At 66.2% G+C, this 18471-nt stretch carries 21 protein-coding genes; 15 read left to right on the top strand and 6 right to left on the bottom strand.

The window, feature by feature from the left end; genetic code table 11:
* Positions 1 to 14 precede the first annotated feature (14 nt).
* The 7 genes from ACTXG5_RS00885 to groL all read left to right on the top strand — a co-directional run bounded on the left by ACTXG5_RS00885 (position 15) and on the right by groL (position 6216).
* Positions 15 to 1067 (top strand): alpha/beta fold hydrolase, encoded by a 1053-nt coding sequence (locus tag ACTXG5_RS00885; RefSeq protein WP_445164216.1) that lies wholly within the window; start codon positions 15 to 17, stop codon positions 1065 to 1067.
* Complete coding sequence (gene tsaE, locus ACTXG5_RS00880; RefSeq protein ID WP_445161912.1) at positions 1060 to 1527, top strand: tRNA (adenosine(37)-N6)-threonylcarbamoyltransferase complex ATPase subunit type 1 TsaE; 468 nt, start codon at positions 1060 to 1062, stop codon at positions 1525 to 1527. Before ACTXG5_RS00885 ends, tsaE begins: the two co-directional genes overlap by 8 nt.
* The gene (tsaB, locus tag ACTXG5_RS00875; protein ID WP_445161911.1) at positions 1524 to 2207 is read left to right on the top strand and encodes a tRNA (adenosine(37)-N6)-threonylcarbamoyltransferase complex dimerization subunit type 1 TsaB; all 684 of its coding nucleotides are present in this window, start codon (positions 1524 to 1526) and stop codon (positions 2205 to 2207) included. Before tsaE ends, tsaB begins: the two co-directional genes overlap by 4 nt.
* Positions 2204 to 2671 (top strand): ribosomal protein S18-alanine N-acetyltransferase, encoded by a 468-nt coding sequence (gene rimI / locus ACTXG5_RS00870; protein WP_445161910.1) that lies wholly within the window; start codon positions 2204 to 2206, stop codon positions 2669 to 2671. The genes tsaB and rimI overlap by 4 nt, the downstream gene beginning before the upstream one ends.
* A 261-nt stretch (positions 2672 to 2932) precedes the next feature.
* Entirely contained in the window at positions 2933 to 3958 is a 1026-nt protein-coding gene (gene tsaD / locus ACTXG5_RS00865) for a tRNA (adenosine(37)-N6)-threonylcarbamoyltransferase complex transferase subunit TsaD (RefSeq protein ID WP_445161909.1), read from the top strand.
* Between the two features lie 242 nt (positions 3959 to 4200).
* Positions 4201 to 4503 (top strand): co-chaperone GroES, encoded by a 303-nt coding sequence (gene groES / locus ACTXG5_RS00860; protein WP_445161908.1) that lies wholly within the window; start codon positions 4201 to 4203, stop codon positions 4501 to 4503.
* 87 nt (positions 4504 to 4590) lie between these two features.
* The gene (gene groL, locus ACTXG5_RS00855) at positions 4591 to 6216 is read left to right on the top strand and encodes a chaperonin GroEL (RefSeq protein ID WP_445161907.1); all 1626 of its coding nucleotides are present in this window, start codon (positions 4591 to 4593) and stop codon (positions 6214 to 6216) included.
* Between the two features lie 59 nt (positions 6217 to 6275).
* On the opposite strand, the gene ACTXG5_RS00850 is transcribed toward groL, so the two are convergent.
* A complete protein-coding gene (locus ACTXG5_RS00850) occupies positions 6276 to 6776 on the bottom strand; it encodes a MarR family winged helix-turn-helix transcriptional regulator (protein ID WP_445161906.1) in 501 nt (166 codons plus the stop codon).
* Between the two features lie 132 nt (positions 6777 to 6908).
* On the opposite strand from ACTXG5_RS00850, the gene ACTXG5_RS00845 reads away from it, so the two are divergent.
* The 4 genes from ACTXG5_RS00845 (at position 6909) to ACTXG5_RS00830 (ending at position 11217) form a co-directional block, all read left to right on the top strand.
* Positions 6909 to 7997, top strand: coding sequence for a PPE family protein (locus ACTXG5_RS00845; RefSeq protein ID WP_445161905.1), 1089 nt, complete (start codon positions 6909 to 6911; stop codon positions 7995 to 7997).
* 30 nt (positions 7998 to 8027) lie between these two features.
* Positions 8028 to 9440, top strand: coding sequence for a MocR-like pyridoxine biosynthesis transcription factor PdxR (gene pdxR, locus ACTXG5_RS00840; RefSeq protein WP_445161904.1), 1413 nt, complete (start codon positions 8028 to 8030; stop codon positions 9438 to 9440).
* 107 nt (positions 9441 to 9547) lie between these two features.
* Positions 9548 to 10474 carry an NADP-dependent oxidoreductase gene (locus ACTXG5_RS00835; protein WP_445164215.1) on the top strand — a complete coding sequence of 309 codons (927 nt, stop codon included), beginning with the start codon at positions 9548 to 9550 and terminating at the stop codon, positions 10472 to 10474.
* Positions 10475 to 10605: 131 nt separating this feature from the next.
* On the top strand, positions 10606 to 11217 hold the full coding sequence (locus tag ACTXG5_RS00830) for an HD domain-containing protein (RefSeq protein WP_445161903.1): 612 nt from the start codon (positions 10606 to 10608) through the stop codon (positions 11215 to 11217).
* A 7-nt stretch (positions 11218 to 11224) separates the two neighbouring features.
* Here ACTXG5_RS00830 and ACTXG5_RS00825 read toward each other — a convergent pair whose 3' ends face one another.
* Positions 11225 to 12181: a transglycosylase SLT domain-containing protein gene (locus tag ACTXG5_RS00825; protein WP_445161902.1), complete on the bottom strand. Its 957-nt coding sequence runs from the start codon at positions 12179 to 12181 to the stop codon at positions 11225 to 11227.
* A gap of 28 nt (positions 12182 to 12209) precedes the next feature.
* Complete coding sequence (locus ACTXG5_RS00820; RefSeq protein WP_445161901.1) at positions 12210 to 12611, bottom strand: hydrogenase; 402 nt, start codon at positions 12609 to 12611, stop codon at positions 12210 to 12212.
* Between the two features lie 40 nt (positions 12612 to 12651).
* Here ACTXG5_RS00820 and ACTXG5_RS00815 point away from each other — a divergent pair, with 40 nt between their 5' ends.
* The gene (locus ACTXG5_RS00815) at positions 12652 to 13575 is read left to right on the top strand and encodes an LLM class F420-dependent oxidoreductase (RefSeq protein ID WP_445164214.1); all 924 of its coding nucleotides are present in this window, start codon (positions 12652 to 12654) and stop codon (positions 13573 to 13575) included.
* On the opposite strand, the gene ACTXG5_RS00810 is transcribed toward ACTXG5_RS00815, so the two are convergent.
* Entirely contained in the window at positions 13576 to 14037 is a 462-nt protein-coding gene (locus ACTXG5_RS00810; protein ID WP_445161900.1) for an OsmC family protein, read from the bottom strand.
* 88 nt (positions 14038 to 14125) lie between these two features.
* Between ACTXG5_RS00810 and ACTXG5_RS00805 the strand changes: the two genes are divergently transcribed.
* Positions 14126 to 14542 carry a Zn-ribbon domain-containing OB-fold protein gene (locus ACTXG5_RS00805; RefSeq protein ID WP_445161899.1) on the top strand — a complete coding sequence of 139 codons (417 nt, stop codon included), beginning with the start codon at positions 14126 to 14128 and terminating at the stop codon, positions 14540 to 14542.
* Positions 14539 to 15747 (top strand): thiolase family protein, encoded by a 1209-nt coding sequence (locus tag ACTXG5_RS00800; RefSeq protein WP_445161898.1) that lies wholly within the window; start codon positions 14539 to 14541, stop codon positions 15745 to 15747. Before ACTXG5_RS00805 ends, ACTXG5_RS00800 begins: the two co-directional genes overlap by 4 nt.
* Here the strand turns inward: ACTXG5_RS00800 and ACTXG5_RS00795 are convergent.
* Positions 15744 to 16733: an LLM class flavin-dependent oxidoreductase gene (locus ACTXG5_RS00795; protein WP_445161897.1), complete on the bottom strand. Its 990-nt coding sequence runs from the start codon at positions 16731 to 16733 to the stop codon at positions 15744 to 15746. The genes ACTXG5_RS00800 and ACTXG5_RS00795 overlap by 4 nt on opposite strands.
* 140 nt (positions 16734 to 16873) lie before the next feature.
* Positions 16874 to 17182, bottom strand: coding sequence for a WhiB family transcriptional regulator (locus ACTXG5_RS00790; RefSeq protein ID WP_313862207.1), 309 nt, complete (start codon positions 17180 to 17182; stop codon positions 16874 to 16876).
* 380 nt (positions 17183 to 17562) lie between these two features.
* Here ACTXG5_RS00790 and ACTXG5_RS00785 point away from each other — a divergent pair, with 380 nt between their 5' ends.
* Positions 17563 to 18393 carry a hypothetical protein gene (locus ACTXG5_RS00785; protein ID WP_445164213.1) on the top strand — a complete coding sequence of 277 codons (831 nt, stop codon included), beginning with the start codon at positions 17563 to 17565 and terminating at the stop codon, positions 18391 to 18393.
* Positions 18394 to 18471: the final 78 nt, after the last annotated feature.

Raw genomic sequence — 18471 nt, 5'->3', positions numbered from 1 at the left:
CGGGTGGGGCGGGGCTGACCGCGGTCGCCACCATCGTCGGCGCATCGATCCGCCGGTCGATGATTCAGCGCAGTCACCGAAGCGAGGATCCTTACGCCGACGAGGATTTCGAGAGTCTGTACAGCGACCGCAGCTACGTGGTGACCACACCGGACGAGGTGTCGTTGGCCGTCCGTGAAGTCGGCCCGCTGGATGCCGAGTTGACCATGGTCTTCGTGCACGGATTCTGTCTGCGGATGGGCGCCTTCCACTTTCAGCGGACCCGGCTCGCCGAGAAATGGGGACCGCGCGTGCGCATGGTCTTCTACGACCAGCGCGGGCACGGACGCTCCGGCGAAGGCTCACCCGAGACCTACACGCTGACCCAGCTGGGCGAGGACCTGGAGAGCGTGCTCAAGGCGGTCGCGCCGGGCGGGGCGATCGTGTTGGTCGGCCATTCGATGGGCGGCATGGCGGTGTTGTCGCACGCCAGGCAGTATCCCGAGCACTACGGTCACCGGATCGTCGGTGCGGCGCTGATTTCTACTGCCGCCGAAGGGGTTACCCGCTCGCCACTGGGCGAGATCTTGAAAAACCCCGCGGTGGAAGCTTTCCGCTTCACCGCTCGGTCGGCCCCCAAGTTGATGCATCGCGGCCGCAATGTGTCGCGGTCACTGATCGCGCCGGTTCTGCGGGCCGCCTCTTTCAGCGACCTACAGGTCAGCCGCAGCCTGGACGCGTTCTCCCAGCGGATGATGAACAGCACCCCGATCGCCACCCTGGTGGGCTTCCTGGGCGCTCTGGAAGACCACGACGAAACCGGCGGGTTGTGGACGCTGCTGCGGATCCCGACCCTGATTGCCTGCGGTGACCACGATCTGCTCACCCCGGATGAGTACTCCAGGAAGATGGGGGCGTCGCTGCCGCTATCGGAGCTGGTCATCGTCAGCGGGGCCAGTCACCTGGCGCTGCTGGACAAGCCCGAGGCCATCAATGACGGGCTGGTCCGGCTGGTCAACCGGGCCTTTCCGGGCAGAATGACCCTGCGGTACCGGCAGGCCTGGCAACGGTTCCGACGCCATGGTTGACCAGGGATCAGGCACGGCCAGCTGTGAGCGGGTCGAGGACACCGTTGCGCTCGGGTCGCAGTTGGGCCAGCAGCTGCGCGCCGGCGACGTCGTTGTGCTTTCCGGTCCGCTCGGAGCGGGAAAGACCGTGCTGGCCAAGGGGATTGCCGCGGCCATGGACGTCGACGGCCCGGTTACCTCGCCGACGTATGTGTTGGCCCGAGTCCATCCGCCGCGACGTGCAGGCGCACCGGCGATGATTCACGTCGACGTCTACCGGCTGCTGGACCACCAGGGCGCCGACCTGCTCGGTGAACTCGATTCGCTGGACCTCGACACCGATCTGCAGGACGCGGTTGTCGTGGTGGAGTGGGGCGAGGGCCTTGCCGAACGCCTCGCCGAACGTCATCTCGACATCCGGCTGGAGCGGGTCAGTCACTCCGACGTGCGGATCGCGACCTGGGAGTGGGGTCACTCGTGAGCCTGATTCTCACCCTGGACACCGCCACGCCGGCGGTGACGGCCGGCGTGGTCCGCCGCGACGGCGCCGCGTGCACGGTGCTGGCCCAGCACGTCACCGTCGGCGCCCGGGCCCACGCCGAACGGCTCACTCCCAATGTGCTCGCCGCGCTGGCCGATGCCGCGCTGACGATGACCGACCTCGACGCCGTTGTCGTGGGCTGCGGACCCGGCCCGTTCACGGGTCTGCGGGCCGGAATGGCCAGCGCCGCCGCGTATGGGCATGCGCTGGGCATCCCGGTGCACGGGGTGTGCAGCTTGGATGCCATCGGAGTGCTGACCACCGGCGACGTGCTGGTGGTCACCGACGCCCGCCGGCGCGAGGTCTACTGGGCCCGCTACCGGGACGGAGTCCGCACCGACGGTCCGGCGGTCAACGCCCCGGCCGACGTCGACCCCGGTCCGGCCCAAGCGGTGGCCGGCTCGCCCGAACACGCGGCGCTGTTCGGGCTGCCGCTGCGCGAGCCTGTCCACCCGACACCGGCCGGCTTGGTGCGCGCGGTGACGATGCCGGCCGGAACGGCGGGAGGAGGAGCCGCGCCATCAGCCTCCGCGGTGTCCGACTGGTCCGATAACCCGGCGCCGCTGGTGGCGTTGTATCTACGCCGGCCCGACGCCAAGCCCCTGGCCGCCCGCCAATGACCGCCTGCAACGACCCCGTGACCCTCGGCCCGTTGACACCCGCCGACGCCGAGCGGTGTGCCCAGCTGGAAGCCCAGCTGTTCGACGGCGACGATCCGTGGCCGGCGGAGGCGTTTACCCGCGAATTGGCCAGCGCCCATAACCATTACGTGGGCGCGCGCACCCCACGCACGCTGGTCGGCTATGCCGGCATCTCAAAGTTGGGCCGCAAACCGCCGTTCGAATTCGAGGTGCACACCATCGGTGTGGATCCGGCATGTCAGGGCCGGGGAATCGGTCGCCGGCTGCTCGACGAGCTGCTGGAGTTCGCCGACGGCGGTGTCGTCTACCTGGAGGTCCGCACCGACAACGAGGCGGCCATCGCGCTCTATCGCAGCGTGGGTTTCGAGCAGATCGGCCTGCGCAGGAGCTACTACCGAGTCAGCGGCGCGGACGCGTACACCATGCGGCGGGAGGCGTTATGACCCGCGCCGGTGACGATGCAGAGCAAAGCGATGAGGAGGAACGGCGCACATGACCCGCGCCGGTGACGATGCAGAGCAAAGCGATGAGGAGGAACGGCGCACATGACCCGCGCCGGTGACGATGCAGAGCAAAGCGATGAGGAGGAACGGCGCACATGACCCGCGCCGGTGACGATGCAGAGCAAAGCGATGAGGAGGAACGGCGCACATGACCCGCGCCGGTGACGATGCAGAGCAAAGCGATGAGGAGGAACGGCGCACATGACCACAGTCTTGGCCATCGAAAGCTCTTGCGACGAAACAGGAGTCGGCATCGCACGGTTGGACGCCGACGGCACCATCACCCTATTGGCCGACGAGGTGGCATCCAGTGTCGACGAGCACGTCCGGTTCGGTGGCGTGGTCCCCGAGATCGCTTCCCGGGCACACCTGGAGGCGCTCGGTCCGACCATGCGGCGCGCGCTGGCGACCGCCGGGCTGGAAAAGCCCGACATCGTCGCGGCCACCATCGGGCCTGGGCTGGCCGGCGCATTGTTGGTGGGAGTGGCTGCGGCCAAAGCCTATTCGGCCGCGTGGGGGGTGCCGTTCTACGCGGTGAACCATCTGGGCGGGCACCTGGCCGCCGATGTGTACGAGCACGGGCCGCTGCCCGAGTGTGTGGCGCTGTTGGTGTCCGGCGGACACACCCACCTTTTGCAGGTGCGTTCGCTCGGCGAGCCGATCATCGAGCTGGGCAGCACGGTCGATGACGCGGCCGGCGAGGCCTACGACAAGGTGGCGCGGCTGCTCGGTCTGGGATATCCGGGCGGCAGGGTGCTCGACGAGTTGGCCCGCACCGGCGATCGCGACGCCATCGCGTTCCCGCGCGGCATGACCGGCCGGGCCGACGACCCATACGCGTTCAGCTTCTCGGGCCTCAAGACCGCGGTCGCGCGGTATGTGGAGAGCAACCCGGATGCGGGGACGGCCGATATCGCCGCGGGATTCCAGGAAGCGGTCGCCGACGTGCTGACCATGAAGGCAGTGCGCGCGGCCACCGGGCTGGGCGTCTCGACCCTGCTGATCGCGGGGGGAGTGGCCGCCAACTCGCGACTGCGGGAGCTGGCCACGCAGCGTTGCGCCGAGGCGGGCCTGACGCTGCGTATCCCCAGGCCACGGCTTTGCACCGACAACGGAGCGATGATCGCGTCGTTCGCCGCGCACCTGGTCGCCGCGGGCGCGCCGCCGTCCCCGCTGGACGTGCCCAGCGACCCGGGGCTGCCGGTGGTAAAAGGGCAGGTTGGCTGACCGGGACGGGCCAATATCCGGGAAGCACCAGGGCGGCCTTGAGTGCTAGCACTCTCGTGTATAGAGTGCTAGGTGGCAATCGAACAACCCCCTGTGTCGGCACCCGCGACGACGATCCAGGGGCACGGCCGAATGCCGAATCATCTGGTAATTGGACGGTTCGGGCAACCCCTGGATCGGCCGCCAACTCTCAGTCCGGGCGAGCGTCCCGGACCCGATCCAAATAGTGGAGGACTCCTATCGTGGCGAAGGTGAAGATCAAGCCACTCGAGGACAAGATTCTCGTGCAGGCCAACGAGGCCGAGACCACGACCGCGTCTGGTCTGGTCATTCCGGACACCGCCAAGGAGAAGCCGCAAGAAGGCACCGTCGTCGCAGTCGGCCCCGGCCGGTGGGACGAAGATGGCGACAAGCGGATCCCGGTGGACGTGTCCGAGGGTGACACCGTCATCTACAGCAAGTACGGCGGCACCGAAATCAAGTACAACGGCGAGGAATACCTGATCCTGTCGGCACGCGACGTGCTGGCTGTCGTATCCAAGTAAAGAACCGTGTTCCGCCCCGGCGATCCCCGTGTGCAACACGGGTGATTTCCGGGGCGGCATGCGTTCGTAGCGGGCGTGAGGAGCCTGATGAGCAAGCTGATTGAGTACGACGAAACCGCACGTCGCGGCATCGAAGCGGGCGTGAACAAGCTCGCCGACGCGGTACGGGTAACGCTGGGACCGCGCGGCCGGCATGTGGTGCTGGCCAAGGCGTACGGCGGGCCCACCGTCACCAACGACGGTGTCACCGTCGCGCGGGAGATCGACCTGGAAGACCCGTTCGAGAACCTGGGTGCCCAGCTGGTGAAGTCGGTGGCCACCAAGACCAACGATGTCGCCGGAGATGGCACCACTACCGCGACCGTGCTGGCCCAGGCGCTGATCAAGGCCGGCCTGCGCCAGGTGGCCGCGGGCGCCAACCCGATCTCGCTGGGCGTCGGCATCAGCAAGGCCGCCGACGCGGTGTCCGAAGCGCTGCTGGCGGCGGCCATCCCGGTCTCCGGCAAGGAGGGCATCGCGCAGGTGGCCACCGTCTCCTCGCGCGATGAGGTGATCGGTGAGCTGGTCGGCGAAGCGATGTCGAAGGTCGGCACCGACGGCGTGGTCAGCGTCGAAGAATCATCGACGATGAACACCGAGCTGGAGTTCACCGAGGGCGTCGGCTTCGACAAGGGTTTCCTGTCGGCGTATTTCGTGACCGACTTCGACTCGCAGGAAGCCGTGCTCGATGACCCCCTGATTCTGTTGCACCAGGACAAGATCACGTCGCTGCCCGACCTGCTGCCCATGCTCGAAAAGGTCGCCGAATCGGGCAAGCCGCTGTTGATCATCGCCGAGGACATCGAGGGCGAAGCGCTGGCGACGCTGGTGGTGAACTCCATTCGCAAGACGCTCAAGGCGGTCGCGGTCAAGGCGCCTTACTTCGGCGACCGGCGCAAGGCCTTCCTGGAAGACCTGGCGATCGTGACGGGTGGCCAGGTGGTCAACCCCGATGCCGGTCTGGTGTTGCGTGAGGTGGGCGCCGATGTGCTGGGCTCGGCCCGGCGGGTGGTGGTCAGCAAGGACGACACCATCCTCGTCGAGGGTGGCGGCCCGGCAGATGCGGTCGCCGCACGCGTCAAGCAGCTGCGTGCCGAGATCGAGAACAGCGACTCGGAATGGGATCGCGAAAAACTGCAGGAGCGGGTGGCCAAGCTGGCCGGCGGCGTGGCCGTCATCAAGGTCGGTGCCGCCACCGAGACCGCGCTCAAGGAGCGCAAGGAAAGCGTTGAGGATGCTGTCTCGGCCGCCAAGGCGGCTGTCGAGGAGGGCATCGTCACGGGTGGCGGATCGGCGCTCATTCAGGCCGGCAAGGTGCTGGACAAGCTGCGTAAGTCGCTGAAAGGCGACGAGGCCACCGGCGTCGACGTGTTCGCCGATGCGCTCACCTCGCCGCTGTACTGGATTGCTTCCAACGCCGGGCTCGACGGTGCGGTGGCCGTCAGCAAGGTCCGTGAGCTGCCGTTAGGACACGGATTGAACGCGGCCACGCTGAAGTACGGCGACTTGGTTGCGGACGGTGTCATCGACCCGGTCAAGGTCACCCGGTCGGCGGTGCTGAACGCGGCGTCGGTCGCGCGGATGGTGCTCACGACCGAGACGGCGATCGTCGAGAAGCCGGCTGAAGAGGCTGACGACCACGGCCACGGCCACGGCCACGGTCACCACCACTAGATCAAGCAGTACGAAACACCCCCGGCCCGCTGGCCGGGGGTGTTTCGCGTTTTGGCCGTTTAGGCCCGTGACTCCGCGGCCTGAGTGAGCCGCTGTTCCATCGCTTCTAAGATGCGCAGGATCGTCTGCCGCTCGCGCTCACTAACGCCGCCGACGATGCAGTCTTCGATCTCATTCCATATCTGCTCAACCTCCGGGCGCAGCGCGCGACCCGCTGGCGTTGGCTCGATGAGGTACGCGCGCTTGTCATCGGCACATGGCGAGCGCCGCACGAAGCCCGCGTGTTCGAGGCGCTGGATCGACCTCGTCATCGTGGCGGCGTCGGAGTCGAGTAGGCGGATGAGGTCGGTCTGGCGCTGGGGACCCAATTCCCACAGATACGTCATGAGCAGATCCTGAGTGGGGTGCAGACCGACGCGGCGCAGTAGATTGCCGGCCGTCATCCGGTGCAGGCGCGCGACGCGATAAAGCGCGGCACCGATCTGCGCGCCACGTGCGGCGGCCGGCACCGGGACACTGGTCGGTCCGCTGCGCTCCGGTGGCCTGCTGGATTTCGCCATTCACCCCTCGTTCCGTCGACATATCCTGCTCGGGCAGTTTAACAGGAAATCCGTACTTAAAAGCAACATTGGAATAGATCTGCGTTGGATACCTGTTCGAACAGGTAAGTAAGAGGCGAGAGGAGTGGACTGATGGATTTCGGAGCGTTACCGCCGGAGGTCAACTCCGCCCGAATGTATGCCGGACCGGGATCAGGCCCGCTGTTAACCGCCGCGACGGCCTGGGATGGTCTATCCGCGGAGCTGTACTCGACGGCGGCCTCCTATCGCGCGGTCATCTCAGCGCTGGCCGGCGACGTGTGGTTGGGGCCGTCGTCGATATCGATGGCGGCCGCGGCCGCCACCTATACGGCGTGGATGACCGGCGCTGCCGGGCGGGCCGAGGACGCCGCCATGCACGCGCGGTTAGCCGCGGCTGCCTACGAAACTGCGTTCGCTATGACGGTGCCGCCCCTAGAAATTGCGGCCAACCGCAGCCTGTTGGCGGCGCTGGTGGCCACCAACTTCTTGGGGCAAAACACGCCGGCGATCACGGCCACCGAGGCGCAGTACGCGCAGATGTGGGCCCAAGACGCGGCCGCCATGTACGGATATGCCGCATCCTCGGCGAGCGCAAGCCAGCTGACACCGTTCACCCCGCCAGCGCCGACCACCAACGACGCCGGGTCGGCCGCGCAATCTGCCGCCGTCGCCCAAGCCACTGCGGCCTCACCGGTGTCGTCGACCGCGGACGCGCTGAGCGGCTTGGCCCCGTACACCGGACTCGCGGCCGGGGGCACCGGCATCATCGGTGCCGGCGTGGGAGCGCTGAACAGCGTGCTGGGTATCGTCGCCGCGGCGGCGGAGGGCTCGGCGCTGACGTCCAGTGGCGGTGCGGCCGCCGTATCCGGGCCGGTAGCGACGGGTCCGATCGGTTCTGCGGCCGGGGTGCTCGCGGGCCAGATTGAGCCGGCGGCGACCGTGTCGACAAGCCTGGGCAAAGCGGGTGCGGTCGGTGCCTTGTCGGTGCCGCCCAGCTGGACCACGGCCACGCCCTCGGCGCAGCTCGTGGCCGCGCCGGGTATCACGGTGGGCGCCGAACCGATCTTGACGGGCATGCCGCCAGCCATGTGGAGCGCGCTGCCGATGGGGCAGCTGAACGGAGGCGGTGCTGCCGGCCGATCCCGGACATCTCACGACCAGAAGCGGCCGGGCCCAAGCGTGCGGCTGTTCGCGATCTGATCCCAATTTCAGGCCGTAGCCTCATGAACTATGGCTGTCACGACCGGACGACGAAGCTCGGTCGCCGGATTGGACCTGCATCTGGACCGTCCCGGCGGCAGGGTGCGTGACAGTGTGATGGATGCCATCCGCGACGCGATTCGCGCGGGACGGTTGGTGCCGGGCACCCGGTTGCCCTCAAGCCGCGCGCTGGCCGCCGATCTCGGTGTCGCGCGAAACACCGTGGCCCGTGCATACGCCGAACTCATCGCCGAGGGTTGGCTGACATCGCAACATGGCTCAAGCACAACTGTCTCCCAACGTGCGGCCGCGGTTCTCCAGTCCGTCGCCGCACCGCCAAAGCCACCGGCGCCGCACCGATTGGACCACGACCTGCGCCCCGGTCATCCGGACCTGTCGTCGTTTCCGCGCACAGAGTGGAGCCGTGCGGTCAAGCGCGCGTTGAACGCTGCACCGTTCGAGGCATTCGACTACGCCGACCTGCACGGCCGGCTGGAGCTTCGCGTGGCGCTTGCTCAATATCTCGCACGAACTCGGGGAGTTCAGGCCCGACCGTGCAACATCATCGTGTGCTCCGGGGCCGCTGAAGGGCTGAGCCTCGTCGCCGGCGCTTTAGCCGAGGCCGGGACCGCCGCCGTCGCTGTCGAGGCGTTCGGACTCAGCTCACAACGGTCATCCCTCATCAAATCCGGGTTACGTTGCCCTCCAATTGAAGTCGACTCCCATGGTGCTGACGTCATGGCGCTCGAGCACATGCCAGAGGTGGGCGGTGTGTTGCTGACGCCGTCGCACCAGTTCCCGCTTGGCGTGTCTTTGCATTCCGACCGCCGCGCAGCGGTCATTGATTGGGCGCGACGAACCGGTGGAGTGATCATCGAGGATGATTACGACGGCGAATTCCGCTACGACCGCAGCCCTGTCGGTGCGCTGCACGGCGTCGATCCCGAACATGTCATCTATATGGGCACGGCGAGCAAGTCGCTAGCGCCGGGCCTTCGGCTCGGGTGGCTGGTGTTACCGCAACGACTCGTCGAAGCGGTGGCCCGGCAGAAGGGTGAAACCGAGGAGACCTCCGGCTTTGTCGATCAGCTGACGATGGCCGAGTTCATCGTCTCCGGATCCTATGACAGACACATCCGCACAATGCGCGCCCAGTACCACCGCCGCCGTGAACAACTCGTCGCCGCCGTCGCCCGGTCGTCACCGACGACGGCGGTGGTCGGGATGGCCGCGGGCCTGCAGGTGATGCTCGAGCTCGCCGGTGGCGGCGAAAGCGCGGCGTCTCGTCAACGCGCGTGGCGACGCCTCGGCGTGCGGGGCCTTGATCACTTCCGTCATCCCGAAACCAGCTGCGAACAGGACGGTTTGGTGATCGGATATGCAGCGCCGGCGCCGAGCGCATGGTCGGCAGCTTTGGCTGCCTTGGTGCGACTGCTGCCCTGAGCTCGCTGGCTCGACTGGCCCCTACTTGCCGCACCCAAGTGGCCCACAATCAGCGCGATACCGCGCCTAGCGTTGGAAGCATGTTGGGTGCATGCAAGACGAAGACGATGCAAGCGATCATCGCGGGCGACCACGCCGCCGGGATCGATCGTCTTGCGCTAGCGCAAGTGCCCTACCCCCACGCTGCCGAGAACGACGTCGTTGTCCGGGTGCATGCGGCGGGGTTCACCCCGGGTGAACTCGACTGGCCGGGCACCTGGACCGACCGGGCCGGCCGTGATCGGACGCCGACCATCCCCGGCCATGACGTCTCCGGGGTGGTTGAGGAGTTGGGTTATGGGACCACCGGACTGTATGTCGGGCAACGAGTCTTCGGAATCACCGACTGGCGCCGCGACGGCACGCTGGCCGAGTTCGTGGCAGTAGAAGCGCGAAACCTAGTGCCATTGTCGGCGGGAGTCGACCCCGTTATGGCTGCCGCGCTACCGATTTCAGGTCTTACGGCATGGCAGGGACTCTTCGTTCACGGGCGACTCGCGGCGGGGCAGACGGTCATCATCCATGGCGCTGCCGGCGGCGTCGGATCGGTCGCTGTGCAACTGGCCCGCGAGGCGGGGGCTCTGGTGATCGGTACCGGACGCGCCGCCCACAGTCAGGCGGTGCTCGATCTGGGCGCGCATTTCTTTGTCGATCTGCACCATGACCGGCTGGAGGATGTTGGCGAGGTCGACATGGTATTCGACGTGATGGGTGGTCAAATCCTTGATCGCTCAGCAACATTAGTCCGTCCTGGCGGTGCACTTGTCAGTATCGCTGAACCGCCGCCGGTTCTTCCCGGAAACACGCGGGCCGTCTTCTTCGTCGTCGAACCCGATCGCGCGGCGCTCGCCGAACTGGAGCTCAGGCTTCGGGAGGGACGGCTGCGTCCACTCGTCGGAGCGATTTACGACCTGCACGACGCTCCTTCGGCTTTCGACCCGGCCCACCGTGTCCCCGGCAAGCCGATCATCCGCGTGATCGGAGCCGGCAAGTGACGGAAAACAGTGCTGGCGCTAGTCTTCCGTCTCTGCTCATCGTTCCGGGTGCCTGGCATGAGCCCGACCACTACCTCGCTCGCACGCTCGTCAACAACTGAGTTTTAGAAAATTAGTGAAAGGAAGACACCATGGACACTGTCGCCGAATTAGCAACGGGGAAAAGGTTTCCGCAGACACCGGCGGCCACTGCCGCACTGTCAGTGGCTTCGCGTTTCTATACGCCCCCGTTACTCAACCACTGCGTCCGCTCCTACTTGTGGGGAGCGATGTACGCCTCAGCGCACGGCATCACCTTCGACGAGGAGCTCCTTTACGTCTCGGCGATGCTGCACGACATTGGCCTCACCGCCGTATTCGACAGTCACCGAGTGCCTTTCGAGGAGGCGGGCGGGGATTTGGCATGGGTCTTCGGGGTGGCGGCTGGTTGGCCGGCCGATCGGGCGGCCCGGGTGACGGAGATCATCGTGCGGCACATGCGCGACGACGTCGCTGCGACCGCTGACCCCGAGTCGCACATCTTGCAGGTCGCTACCAGCTGGGAGATCGTCGGAAGGCGACCGGAGGAGTTCGGAGCGCAGGCTAGGGCGGAGATTCTCGCGCGCTATCCCTGGCAAGGATTCGGTAGCGAGTTTTTGGCGTGCTTCCAAGACCAGGGGACGCGCAAGCCGGAAAGCGCCGCCGCCGGATCGATTGTCAATCGCCTTGCCGAACGCATCGAGGCCAATCCTCTCGGCGGCTAGGCCCGAGTTACTGCGGGTGGGTCGACAGGTAGTCGTCCACCGGGATCGGTGCCGTCGCGGCGTAACCGATGGGCAGTAATACGTCCCCGGCGGTCGTGGCGTAGTAAACGTCCCACCTGTAGTAGCCGGCAAACGCAGCGGGATCGGCCCCCAGCACTGCCGCGTACTGGTTGACCGCTCGTACATATTCGTCTGAATGGTTGTAGCGGCGGATGGCCTGATCGCGATCGTTGCCAAAGCCATCCGCGGCGAGATAGCGGCCTGCAGCCATGATGCTGTCTCGAGGCGAGTGGATATCGCCGCCGTCGCCATAGGCGGAAAACGTCGAGGGCAAGAACTGCATGGGGCCTTGTGCACCGGCGCTGCTGTCACCGTCGATGCTGCCGAAGTGGGTCTCGATCAGATTGATCGCCGCCAGATAGTTCCAGCCGACGCCGGACGCCGACTCCGCGTCGTGATAGTCGCCGAGCAGCTCGTCCGCCGGAGCCGGCGGCCCGATGCGCCACGCGGGCAGGGTGCTTTTGGCGTGTGTCATCGCGATGAGCGCCCGACGGGCGTCGACATTGCGGTCGTAGACGTCGAGCAGTGACGGCGGGATTCGCGGGCGGGCGATCGCATCCCATTCGGGGTGATGCCCGATGGCGCGGTAGGCCGCCTGCTGGCGGTGTGCCGCCGCCACCAGTGCTGCCTCCGCCGTCGCTCCGTCACGCAGCGTTTTCTCGTCGGCGACGAGGTCGTCGGCCAGCTGGGCGGGATCTGATGCCAGTCGCGGCTGCGCGCCCGCGGGTGCCGGGGCTGGCGGCGAGGGATCGTCCATCATCGTCGCGCTGTGCGGCCGGGTGGGGGCCACCGGCGTCGCGGTTGAGGCGGTCGCGTTCATCGCGGTTGGCGCCGGCTCTGCGCAGCCAGCGAGGGTGAACGTGATCATGGCGAGAACGCCCGCGGCTCGACGGTTACGGCCCATTGTGTTCACCTCCACCCTGTCGAGTCTTTCAGAGTCCGACGATGACGATGGTCACGCCGACCACGATCGACACCGAGAGGGACACCAAGAGCACACTGACGACCCGCTCTTTTACCGCTGAGGCCTGATGGTCGCCGGTCGCGATCGGCGCGAATTTGCGACCGGCGCCCCACGCCGCCGCGAGCAGCGCCGTCAGCCAGTTCGCGTAGGCGGAGTACACGATCAGCGCGACCGCGGTAACCGCCCATGCGTCGGGCAGGTGGATGTGTGGCCAGAGCAGCCCGAGAAGCACGAGGAACATGCCGTTGAGCACTGCCTCGAGGTGGCTCGACAGCGCCATGCGCGGGTTCTTGAGTGCTGGGACGGCGAACCCCGTGAGCAGGCCGACCAGGAACAGGATCAGCCCAAGCATGAACAGCACTGCCTGCATGTCGGAACAGTATCTGCGCCGGGAGCAGTTAGACATGGGCATGGTTATTCGACTCGGACTGCAGATCCCGAACTTCTCCTACGGCGGGCCGGTCGCCGAACTGTTTCCCGCCGTCAAGGCCCAGGCCCAGGAAGCCGAGGCCGCCGGCTTCGGCACCGTCCTGGTGATGGATCACCTCTACCAACTGCCGACGCTGGGTGAACCCGACGAGCCCATGCTGGAGGCCTACACGGCGCTGGGCGCGTTGGCCACGGCCACCGAGCGGGTGCAGCTCTCGACGTTGGTGACCGGCAACACCTACCGCAACCCGACGTTGCTCGCCAAGACGGTGACGACGCTGGACGTCGTCAGCGCGGGACGGGCAATTCTTGGTATCGGGACGGGCTGGTTTGAGCTGGAGCACCGCCAGCTGGGCTTCGACTTCGACACGTTCACCGAGCGGTTCGAAAAGCTCGAGGAGGCGCTGCAGATCATCGCCCCCATGCTGCATGGTGAGCGACCCAGCTTCGCCGGAAAGTGGTATCACACCGAGAGCGCGATCAACGAGCCCCGTTATCGGGACCACATCCCGATCATGCTCGGCGGCAGCGGCGAGAAGAAGACGTTCCGATTGGCCGCCCGCTACGCCGACCACCTGAACATCATCGCCGACATCGACAAGCTGCCCGGCAAGTTGAACGTACTACGGCAGCGCTGCACCGAAATCGACCGTGACCCAGCGACTTTGGAGACCAGCTGCTTGCTGACGGTCACGCTCGACGGCTATGACGCGCCCACAGACATCGGTGAGACACGCGGTGGCCGGGCGATCACCGGCACGCCCGATCAGGTAGCCGACCAGATCAAACGCCGGGTCCTCGATATGGGCATCGACGGCGTGATCGTCAACCTCCCGACGCACCGCCATACGCCTGGTGTCATCACGAAGGTGGGCGAGGTGCTCAAGCCGCTCGTCGAAGATTAGTCACCGCAAGGATGTGGTGATGTGGACCTCGGATGTCAGGGTCTGATGGACCGGGCAGCGGTCGGCCATGTACAGCAACCGCTCCCGTTGGGTGTCATCGAGGTCGCCGGTCAATTCGATGTCGCGATCGATCTGGTCGACGAATCCGACACTGGTCTCGCAGTCGGCGCAGTCTTTCGCGTGAATGCGCGAGTGCCGCAACGTGACTCGAACACGCTCGAGTGGCCAGCTCTTGCGGTCTGCATACATCCGCAACGTCATCGAGGTGCATGCGCCGAGGGCGGCCAGGAGCAGATCGTACGGGTTTGGCCCCGCGTCGTCGCCAATCGGCTTTGGCTCATCGGCGACCAACCGGTGCGGCCCGGCGGTGATCTCTTGCGTATAAGTCCCCGAACCTGCCTCCGTCACGGTGACGGTGCCCTCGGGTGACGTCCCGCCGTGGTCGCTCTGGTTGGTTGTCATGCGGCCCTCCTTGCCCCCATCGCGGTACAGGCTATCGGGGGTTGGCCGGCGAGGGATACCGTCGAAGACACTAACGACGGAGGTGCGCATGGCCGGACAGATCCCGCTGGTCGACTATCTGGTGTTGAACGAGGATCAACCGCATTTGGTCGCGCAGGAATGCGTCAACTGCGCTTCCAGATATTTCGACCGACGTAACGCGTGTGCCAAGTGCTTTGCCACCGAATTCGCGACCGTCCCGATCGCGACCGAGGGCACGGTGCGCGCGTTCACCATCGTCACGTTCGCGGCACCCGGGATTCCGACCCCGTTCGTGGCGGCTGTGGTCGATTGCGACGGAACCCAGGTCCGCGCCAACCTGATCAACGTCGAGCCCGATCCCGAGCACGTTTCCGACGGGATGAAAGTGCGTCTGGCCACCCAATCGATCGGCACCGACTCTGAAGGCACGGAGGCGGTCGGGTTCGGCTTCGAGCCTGTCTCTACAACAAAGGAACAGCGATGAGCGCAAGCGATGAGGTCTGGATCCTCGGCATCCAGATGACCAAGTTCGGCAAGCACGCCGAACTCGACATCGTCGACCTGGCGGCCGAGGCTGCCATGGGCGCGCTTGCCGATGCGGGCGTCACGATGGCAGACATCGGAGTGATCGCCGCGGGCAACCTGATGAACGCGAATGCCAGTATCGGCCAACAGCTTCAGAAGCAGATCGGCCAGACGGGCATACCGGTGTACAACGTCGCCAATGCCTGCGCGACCGGTGCGACCGCACTGCGCACCGCGATCATGGCCGTCAAGGCCGGCGAGGTCGACTACGGCCTGGCGGTCGGTGTCGAAAAGCTCGCGGGCGCCGGCCTTTTGGCGGGTGGGGCCAAGAAGAAGGACGCGGACACCTGGACACCGGCGGGCCGGTATGGGGCGGTCGCAGGGATTGACGGCAGGATCGGCACGGAGACGATGCCGGGTGTCTTCGCCCAGATCGGCGTCGAGTACGGCCACAAGTACGGCGGCACCAGCTTCGAGTTGTTCGCCAAGATCAGCGAGAAGAACCATGCCCACTCCACCCTGAATCCCCTTGCGTCGTACCAAAAGCGGTTCACCCTCGAGCAGATCATGAACGACGTCATGATCGCGTACCCGAACACGCGCCCGATGTGCTCAGCGAACTGTGATGGTGCCGCGGCTGCGGTCGTGTGCAGTGGCGAGACGCTGAAGTCGCTGTCGCTCGAGCAGCGCAGGCGCGCGGTAAAGGTGTCGGCGTCGGTCCTGACGACCGACCCCTACGAAGAAGGTTGTCAGGTGTTGCCGAACGTCAACACGCTCACCCGAAAAGCCGCAACCATCGCTTACGAGCAGGCGGGGATCGGACCGGCCGATCTCGATCTCGTCGAGTTGCACGATTGCTTCGCCACCGCCGAGTTGGTGCACTACGACAACTTGATGCTGTGCGAAGAGGGTGGCGCCGCGGACTTCTTCAATTCGGGTGCCACCTGGCGTGACGGGTCGACCCCGGTGAACGTGTCGGGCGGGCTGGAGTCCAAGGGCCATCCGATCGCGGCCACCGGCATCGCCAACGTTTGGGAGATCTGTCACCACCTGCGCGGTGAGGCCGGAGACCGCCAGATCGCCGACGCCAAAGTCGGTCTGGCCCACGTGATCGGACTCGGTTCCGCCTGCGGCGTACATGTCCTGGAGAAGTCGACGGCCTAGAGGCTGGCGGCGGACGCGAATGTTTGGAGTTCGCGCTCGATATCGGATCCGGCTGGCTGGTAGACGATCTCGGTGATTCCCAGCGCGGCGAATCCGGCCAACTTCTCCGGTATTTGCTCGGCAGTGCCGGTCACCGCCATCGAGCTGGCAAACGGGATCAGGTCGGCGATGTGCGGCTCATCGCTTGCATTCGCCTTGACGAGATGCCCCGTATGGATCGCGAGATGCCGCTCGTCCTTCGGGTAGGCCTCGATCGCCTCACGCCAGCTTTGCCCACCCGGCAGCGCGTCGACCACCTCGGCGCCGCCGCGTTCATACATGGCGTGATACAGCACCGCCGCGGCAGGCCCCGCGGCATCGATGGCGCGCGGCGAGGCCAGGTTCTCGCCCTCGTCGAGCACTGTTCCGAAGCACAGCAGCGCCCGCCAGTCGGTGATCTCGATGGCATCGGCCTGCGGCACGGCGGCGGAGAAGACACCATCGCCGAACTCGGCCGCAACGGCCAACCCCTTGGGTCCGTCGGCGCCGATCAGTATCGGCACATCGATCGGTCGCTGCGCCCCGAAGCCGGGCAGCTGCAGCATGCGGACCTTCGCCCCGTCCCACTCCGCGGTGTCGCCGGCGAGAAGAGCCTTCAAGCACCGGATGTAGTCGGCAACCTGTCGCCACGGCATCGCCCGCTGGCCCATAGCCATCCGGCCGGTAAAGCCTGAGCCGATGGCCACCGCGACCCGCCCGGGAGCTTGGCCCGCTAGCTCGGCGATCGCGGCGGCGTTGACCATTGGATGCCGCAGGCTGGGAACGAGGACGCCCGGCCCGAGACCGATGCGCGACGTGCGCTCCGCACACCGGGTCAGGATCATCCACACATCCGGGTAAAGCGCGGGAGAGTCGTACAGCCACGCACGCTCATAGCCCAGGGTTTCGGCGAGTTCCACGTGGGCCGGAGTGTCGGACGACGTTGCAAACGCGCACGAGATGTCCATCCGAGAACACTAATGCCGGCGCGGCTGCCGGCGCCCCCACCCGCAGCTGCGACCACCACCGTAGTCACGCGCATCGATCGGGCCCTGGAGTGAGTTCGACCCCCGTCGACGAGGCGGGGGTCGAACTAGCGAGGCGTTGATTAAGCCGAGCGGCGGATGCCGCGGTTGCGGCCGATATCGCCCTTCAGCAGCATGTCACGCTCCGATTCGGACAGGCCGCCCCAAACGCCGTAGGGCTCACCGACATCGAGTGCGTGCGATCGGCACTGCTGGATCACCGGGCACTGCCGGCACATCTCCTTGGCGCGCTGCTCACGCTGCATGCGGGCACGGCCGCGCTCCCCATCGGGATGAAAGAACATCGACGAGTCAACACCGCGGCACAGTCCCTGCAGTTGCCAGTTCCAAATGTCGGCGTTGGGTCCAGGTAGCTGTTCCGGCTGTGGCATGGCTAGTTCCCTCTCTGCACGGCACGCTCAAGTGAGATTAGGTTCGCGAAGTGAGTGTGCAACCGATTTAAGGGTGGCGTCACCGATGACTACCCGTCATTGCTAGAACTTAGGTGGGTCAATGAATTTCCGTCAATAGGCGCTTAGTGTGACAAAATATGTACAGCTTGGAACAGAATTAACTCCGCGTTCATCTGCCACGCATTTGGCGTAGGAGAACGGTGCTACCAGGCACTTGATCAAACCGTGATTTCCCAGCTCAGGGCACAAGGGCCAGTGAGCGCCATTTAGTACAGAGTTGATCGTGATTAACATTTCAGTAACACCAGCAGCACGAACTGTTTACTACTATCACCGTGATTGAAACTGGTCAGACGTCGATGGTTGAGCCGACGCTGGCCGCTGCTGCGTTCGGCGACCAGCCAGGGCGCTGGCCCCTGCCGGCGGCGACCACGGCGAACCAGTTGTGGTGGCGCGCCGTTGCGGCCGGCGGGCAAGGCCGCTACGGCAGCGCCTACCGAGATCTGGCGGTATTGCGCCGCGGTGCGACGTCCGGTCGGCTGGTCACCCCGTTGGTTTCGTTGGCCCACAGCACGCAGGGATCGTTTCTGCGCCAACTCGGTTGGCACGCGCGGGCCCGGGGCTGGGACGGTCGTGCTCTCGCGCTGGCCGGCGCCGACCCCGAAGCTCGCGCCGACGCCCTGATCGGGTTGGCGGCCGACGCGTTGGGCGTGGGCCGTTTCGCTGCCGCGGCGGCGTTGTTGTCGCGCGCGGACTCGGCGCTGGCGGCCTGTCCGATCGACGGAGCGGTACCGGAGCGGCTCCCGGTGCGCCGGCGGTGGGTGGCCGCCGAATTGGCGATGGCCTGCGGCGACGGCGCGCTCGCGGTGCGCCACGCCGAGGAAGCCGTCGAGCTCGCAACAGCCATGAGCCTGATCGAAGGACAAGCCCCGGCGCGACATCGGATCAAAAGTGAGGTGGTGCTCGCCGCCGCGCTGTGCAGCGCCGGCGCTACCGAGCGCGCCCGCACGGTGGCCGAGGCGGCGCTGGACGCCACCGGCCGATCGGGACTGCTACCGCTGCGGTGGGCGGTGGCCTGCTTGCTCATCGATATCCGAAGCGTCACATTTTCAGCACAAAAGCTGGCCGAAATTCGGGATGTCTGCGCAGGCCAAGTGCGGCGCGCCGGTGGAACCTGGCCTTCCGCTTGAAACGGCGTTCGGCCGTTATGGTCAATGCGTGAGTTAGCCCGCGACGTGTCCTGTTTGTAACGTTGGAGATACCGCCGT

Source organism: Mycobacterium sp. Dal123C01, from assembly GCF_052566995.1.
This window is presented reverse-complemented; position numbering and strand designations above follow the sequence as displayed.

What these genes read in the sequence shown, in the direction of transcription:
- tsaE (WP_445161912.1), top strand. Translation starts at nt 1,060, where the DNA reads ATGGTTGACCAGGGATCAGGCACGGCCAGCTGTGAGCGGGTCGAGGAC.
- rimI (WP_445161910.1), top strand. Translation starts at nt 2,204, where the DNA reads ATGACCGCCTGCAACGACCCCGTGACCCTCGGCCCGTTGACACCCGCC.
- tsaD (WP_445161909.1), top strand. Translation starts at nt 2,933, where the DNA reads ATGACCACAGTCTTGGCCATCGAAAGCTCTTGCGACGAAACAGGAGTC.
- groL (WP_445161907.1), top strand. Translation starts at nt 4,591, where the DNA reads ATGAGCAAGCTGATTGAGTACGACGAAACCGCACGTCGCGGCATCGAA.
- ACTXG5_RS00850 (WP_445161906.1), bottom strand. Translation starts at nt 6,776, where the DNA reads ATGGCGAAATCCAGCAGGCCACCGGAGCGCAGCGGACCGACCAGTGTC.
- ACTXG5_RS00845 (WP_445161905.1), top strand. Translation starts at nt 6,909, where the DNA reads ATGGATTTCGGAGCGTTACCGCCGGAGGTCAACTCCGCCCGAATGTAT.
- pdxR (WP_445161904.1), top strand. Translation starts at nt 8,028, where the DNA reads ATGGCTGTCACGACCGGACGACGAAGCTCGGTCGCCGGATTGGACCTG.
- ACTXG5_RS00835 (WP_445164215.1), top strand. Translation starts at nt 9,548, where the DNA reads ATGCAAGCGATCATCGCGGGCGACCACGCCGCCGGGATCGATCGTCTT.
- ACTXG5_RS00830 (WP_445161903.1), top strand. Translation starts at nt 10,606, where the DNA reads ATGGACACTGTCGCCGAATTAGCAACGGGGAAAAGGTTTCCGCAGACA.
- ACTXG5_RS00825 (WP_445161902.1), bottom strand. Translation starts at nt 12,181, where the DNA reads ATGGGCCGTAACCGTCGAGCCGCGGGCGTTCTCGCCATGATCACGTTC.
- ACTXG5_RS00820 (WP_445161901.1), bottom strand. Translation starts at nt 12,611, where the DNA reads ATGCAGGCAGTGCTGTTCATGCTTGGGCTGATCCTGTTCCTGGTCGGC.
- ACTXG5_RS00815 (WP_445164214.1), top strand. Translation starts at nt 12,652, where the DNA reads ATGGTTATTCGACTCGGACTGCAGATCCCGAACTTCTCCTACGGCGGG.
- ACTXG5_RS00810 (WP_445161900.1), bottom strand. Translation starts at nt 14,037, where the DNA reads ATGACAACCAACCAGAGCGACCACGGCGGGACGTCACCCGAGGGCACC.
- ACTXG5_RS00805 (WP_445161899.1), top strand. Translation starts at nt 14,126, where the DNA reads ATGGCCGGACAGATCCCGCTGGTCGACTATCTGGTGTTGAACGAGGAT.
- ACTXG5_RS00800 (WP_445161898.1), top strand. Translation starts at nt 14,539, where the DNA reads ATGAGCGCAAGCGATGAGGTCTGGATCCTCGGCATCCAGATGACCAAG.
- ACTXG5_RS00795 (WP_445161897.1), bottom strand. Translation starts at nt 16,733, where the DNA reads ATGGACATCTCGTGCGCGTTTGCAACGTCGTCCGACACTCCGGCCCAC.
- ACTXG5_RS00790 (WP_313862207.1), bottom strand. Translation starts at nt 17,182, where the DNA reads ATGCCACAGCCGGAACAGCTACCTGGACCCAACGCCGACATTTGGAAC.
- ACTXG5_RS00785 (WP_445164213.1), top strand. Translation starts at nt 17,563, where the DNA reads ATGGTTGAGCCGACGCTGGCCGCTGCTGCGTTCGGCGACCAGCCAGGG.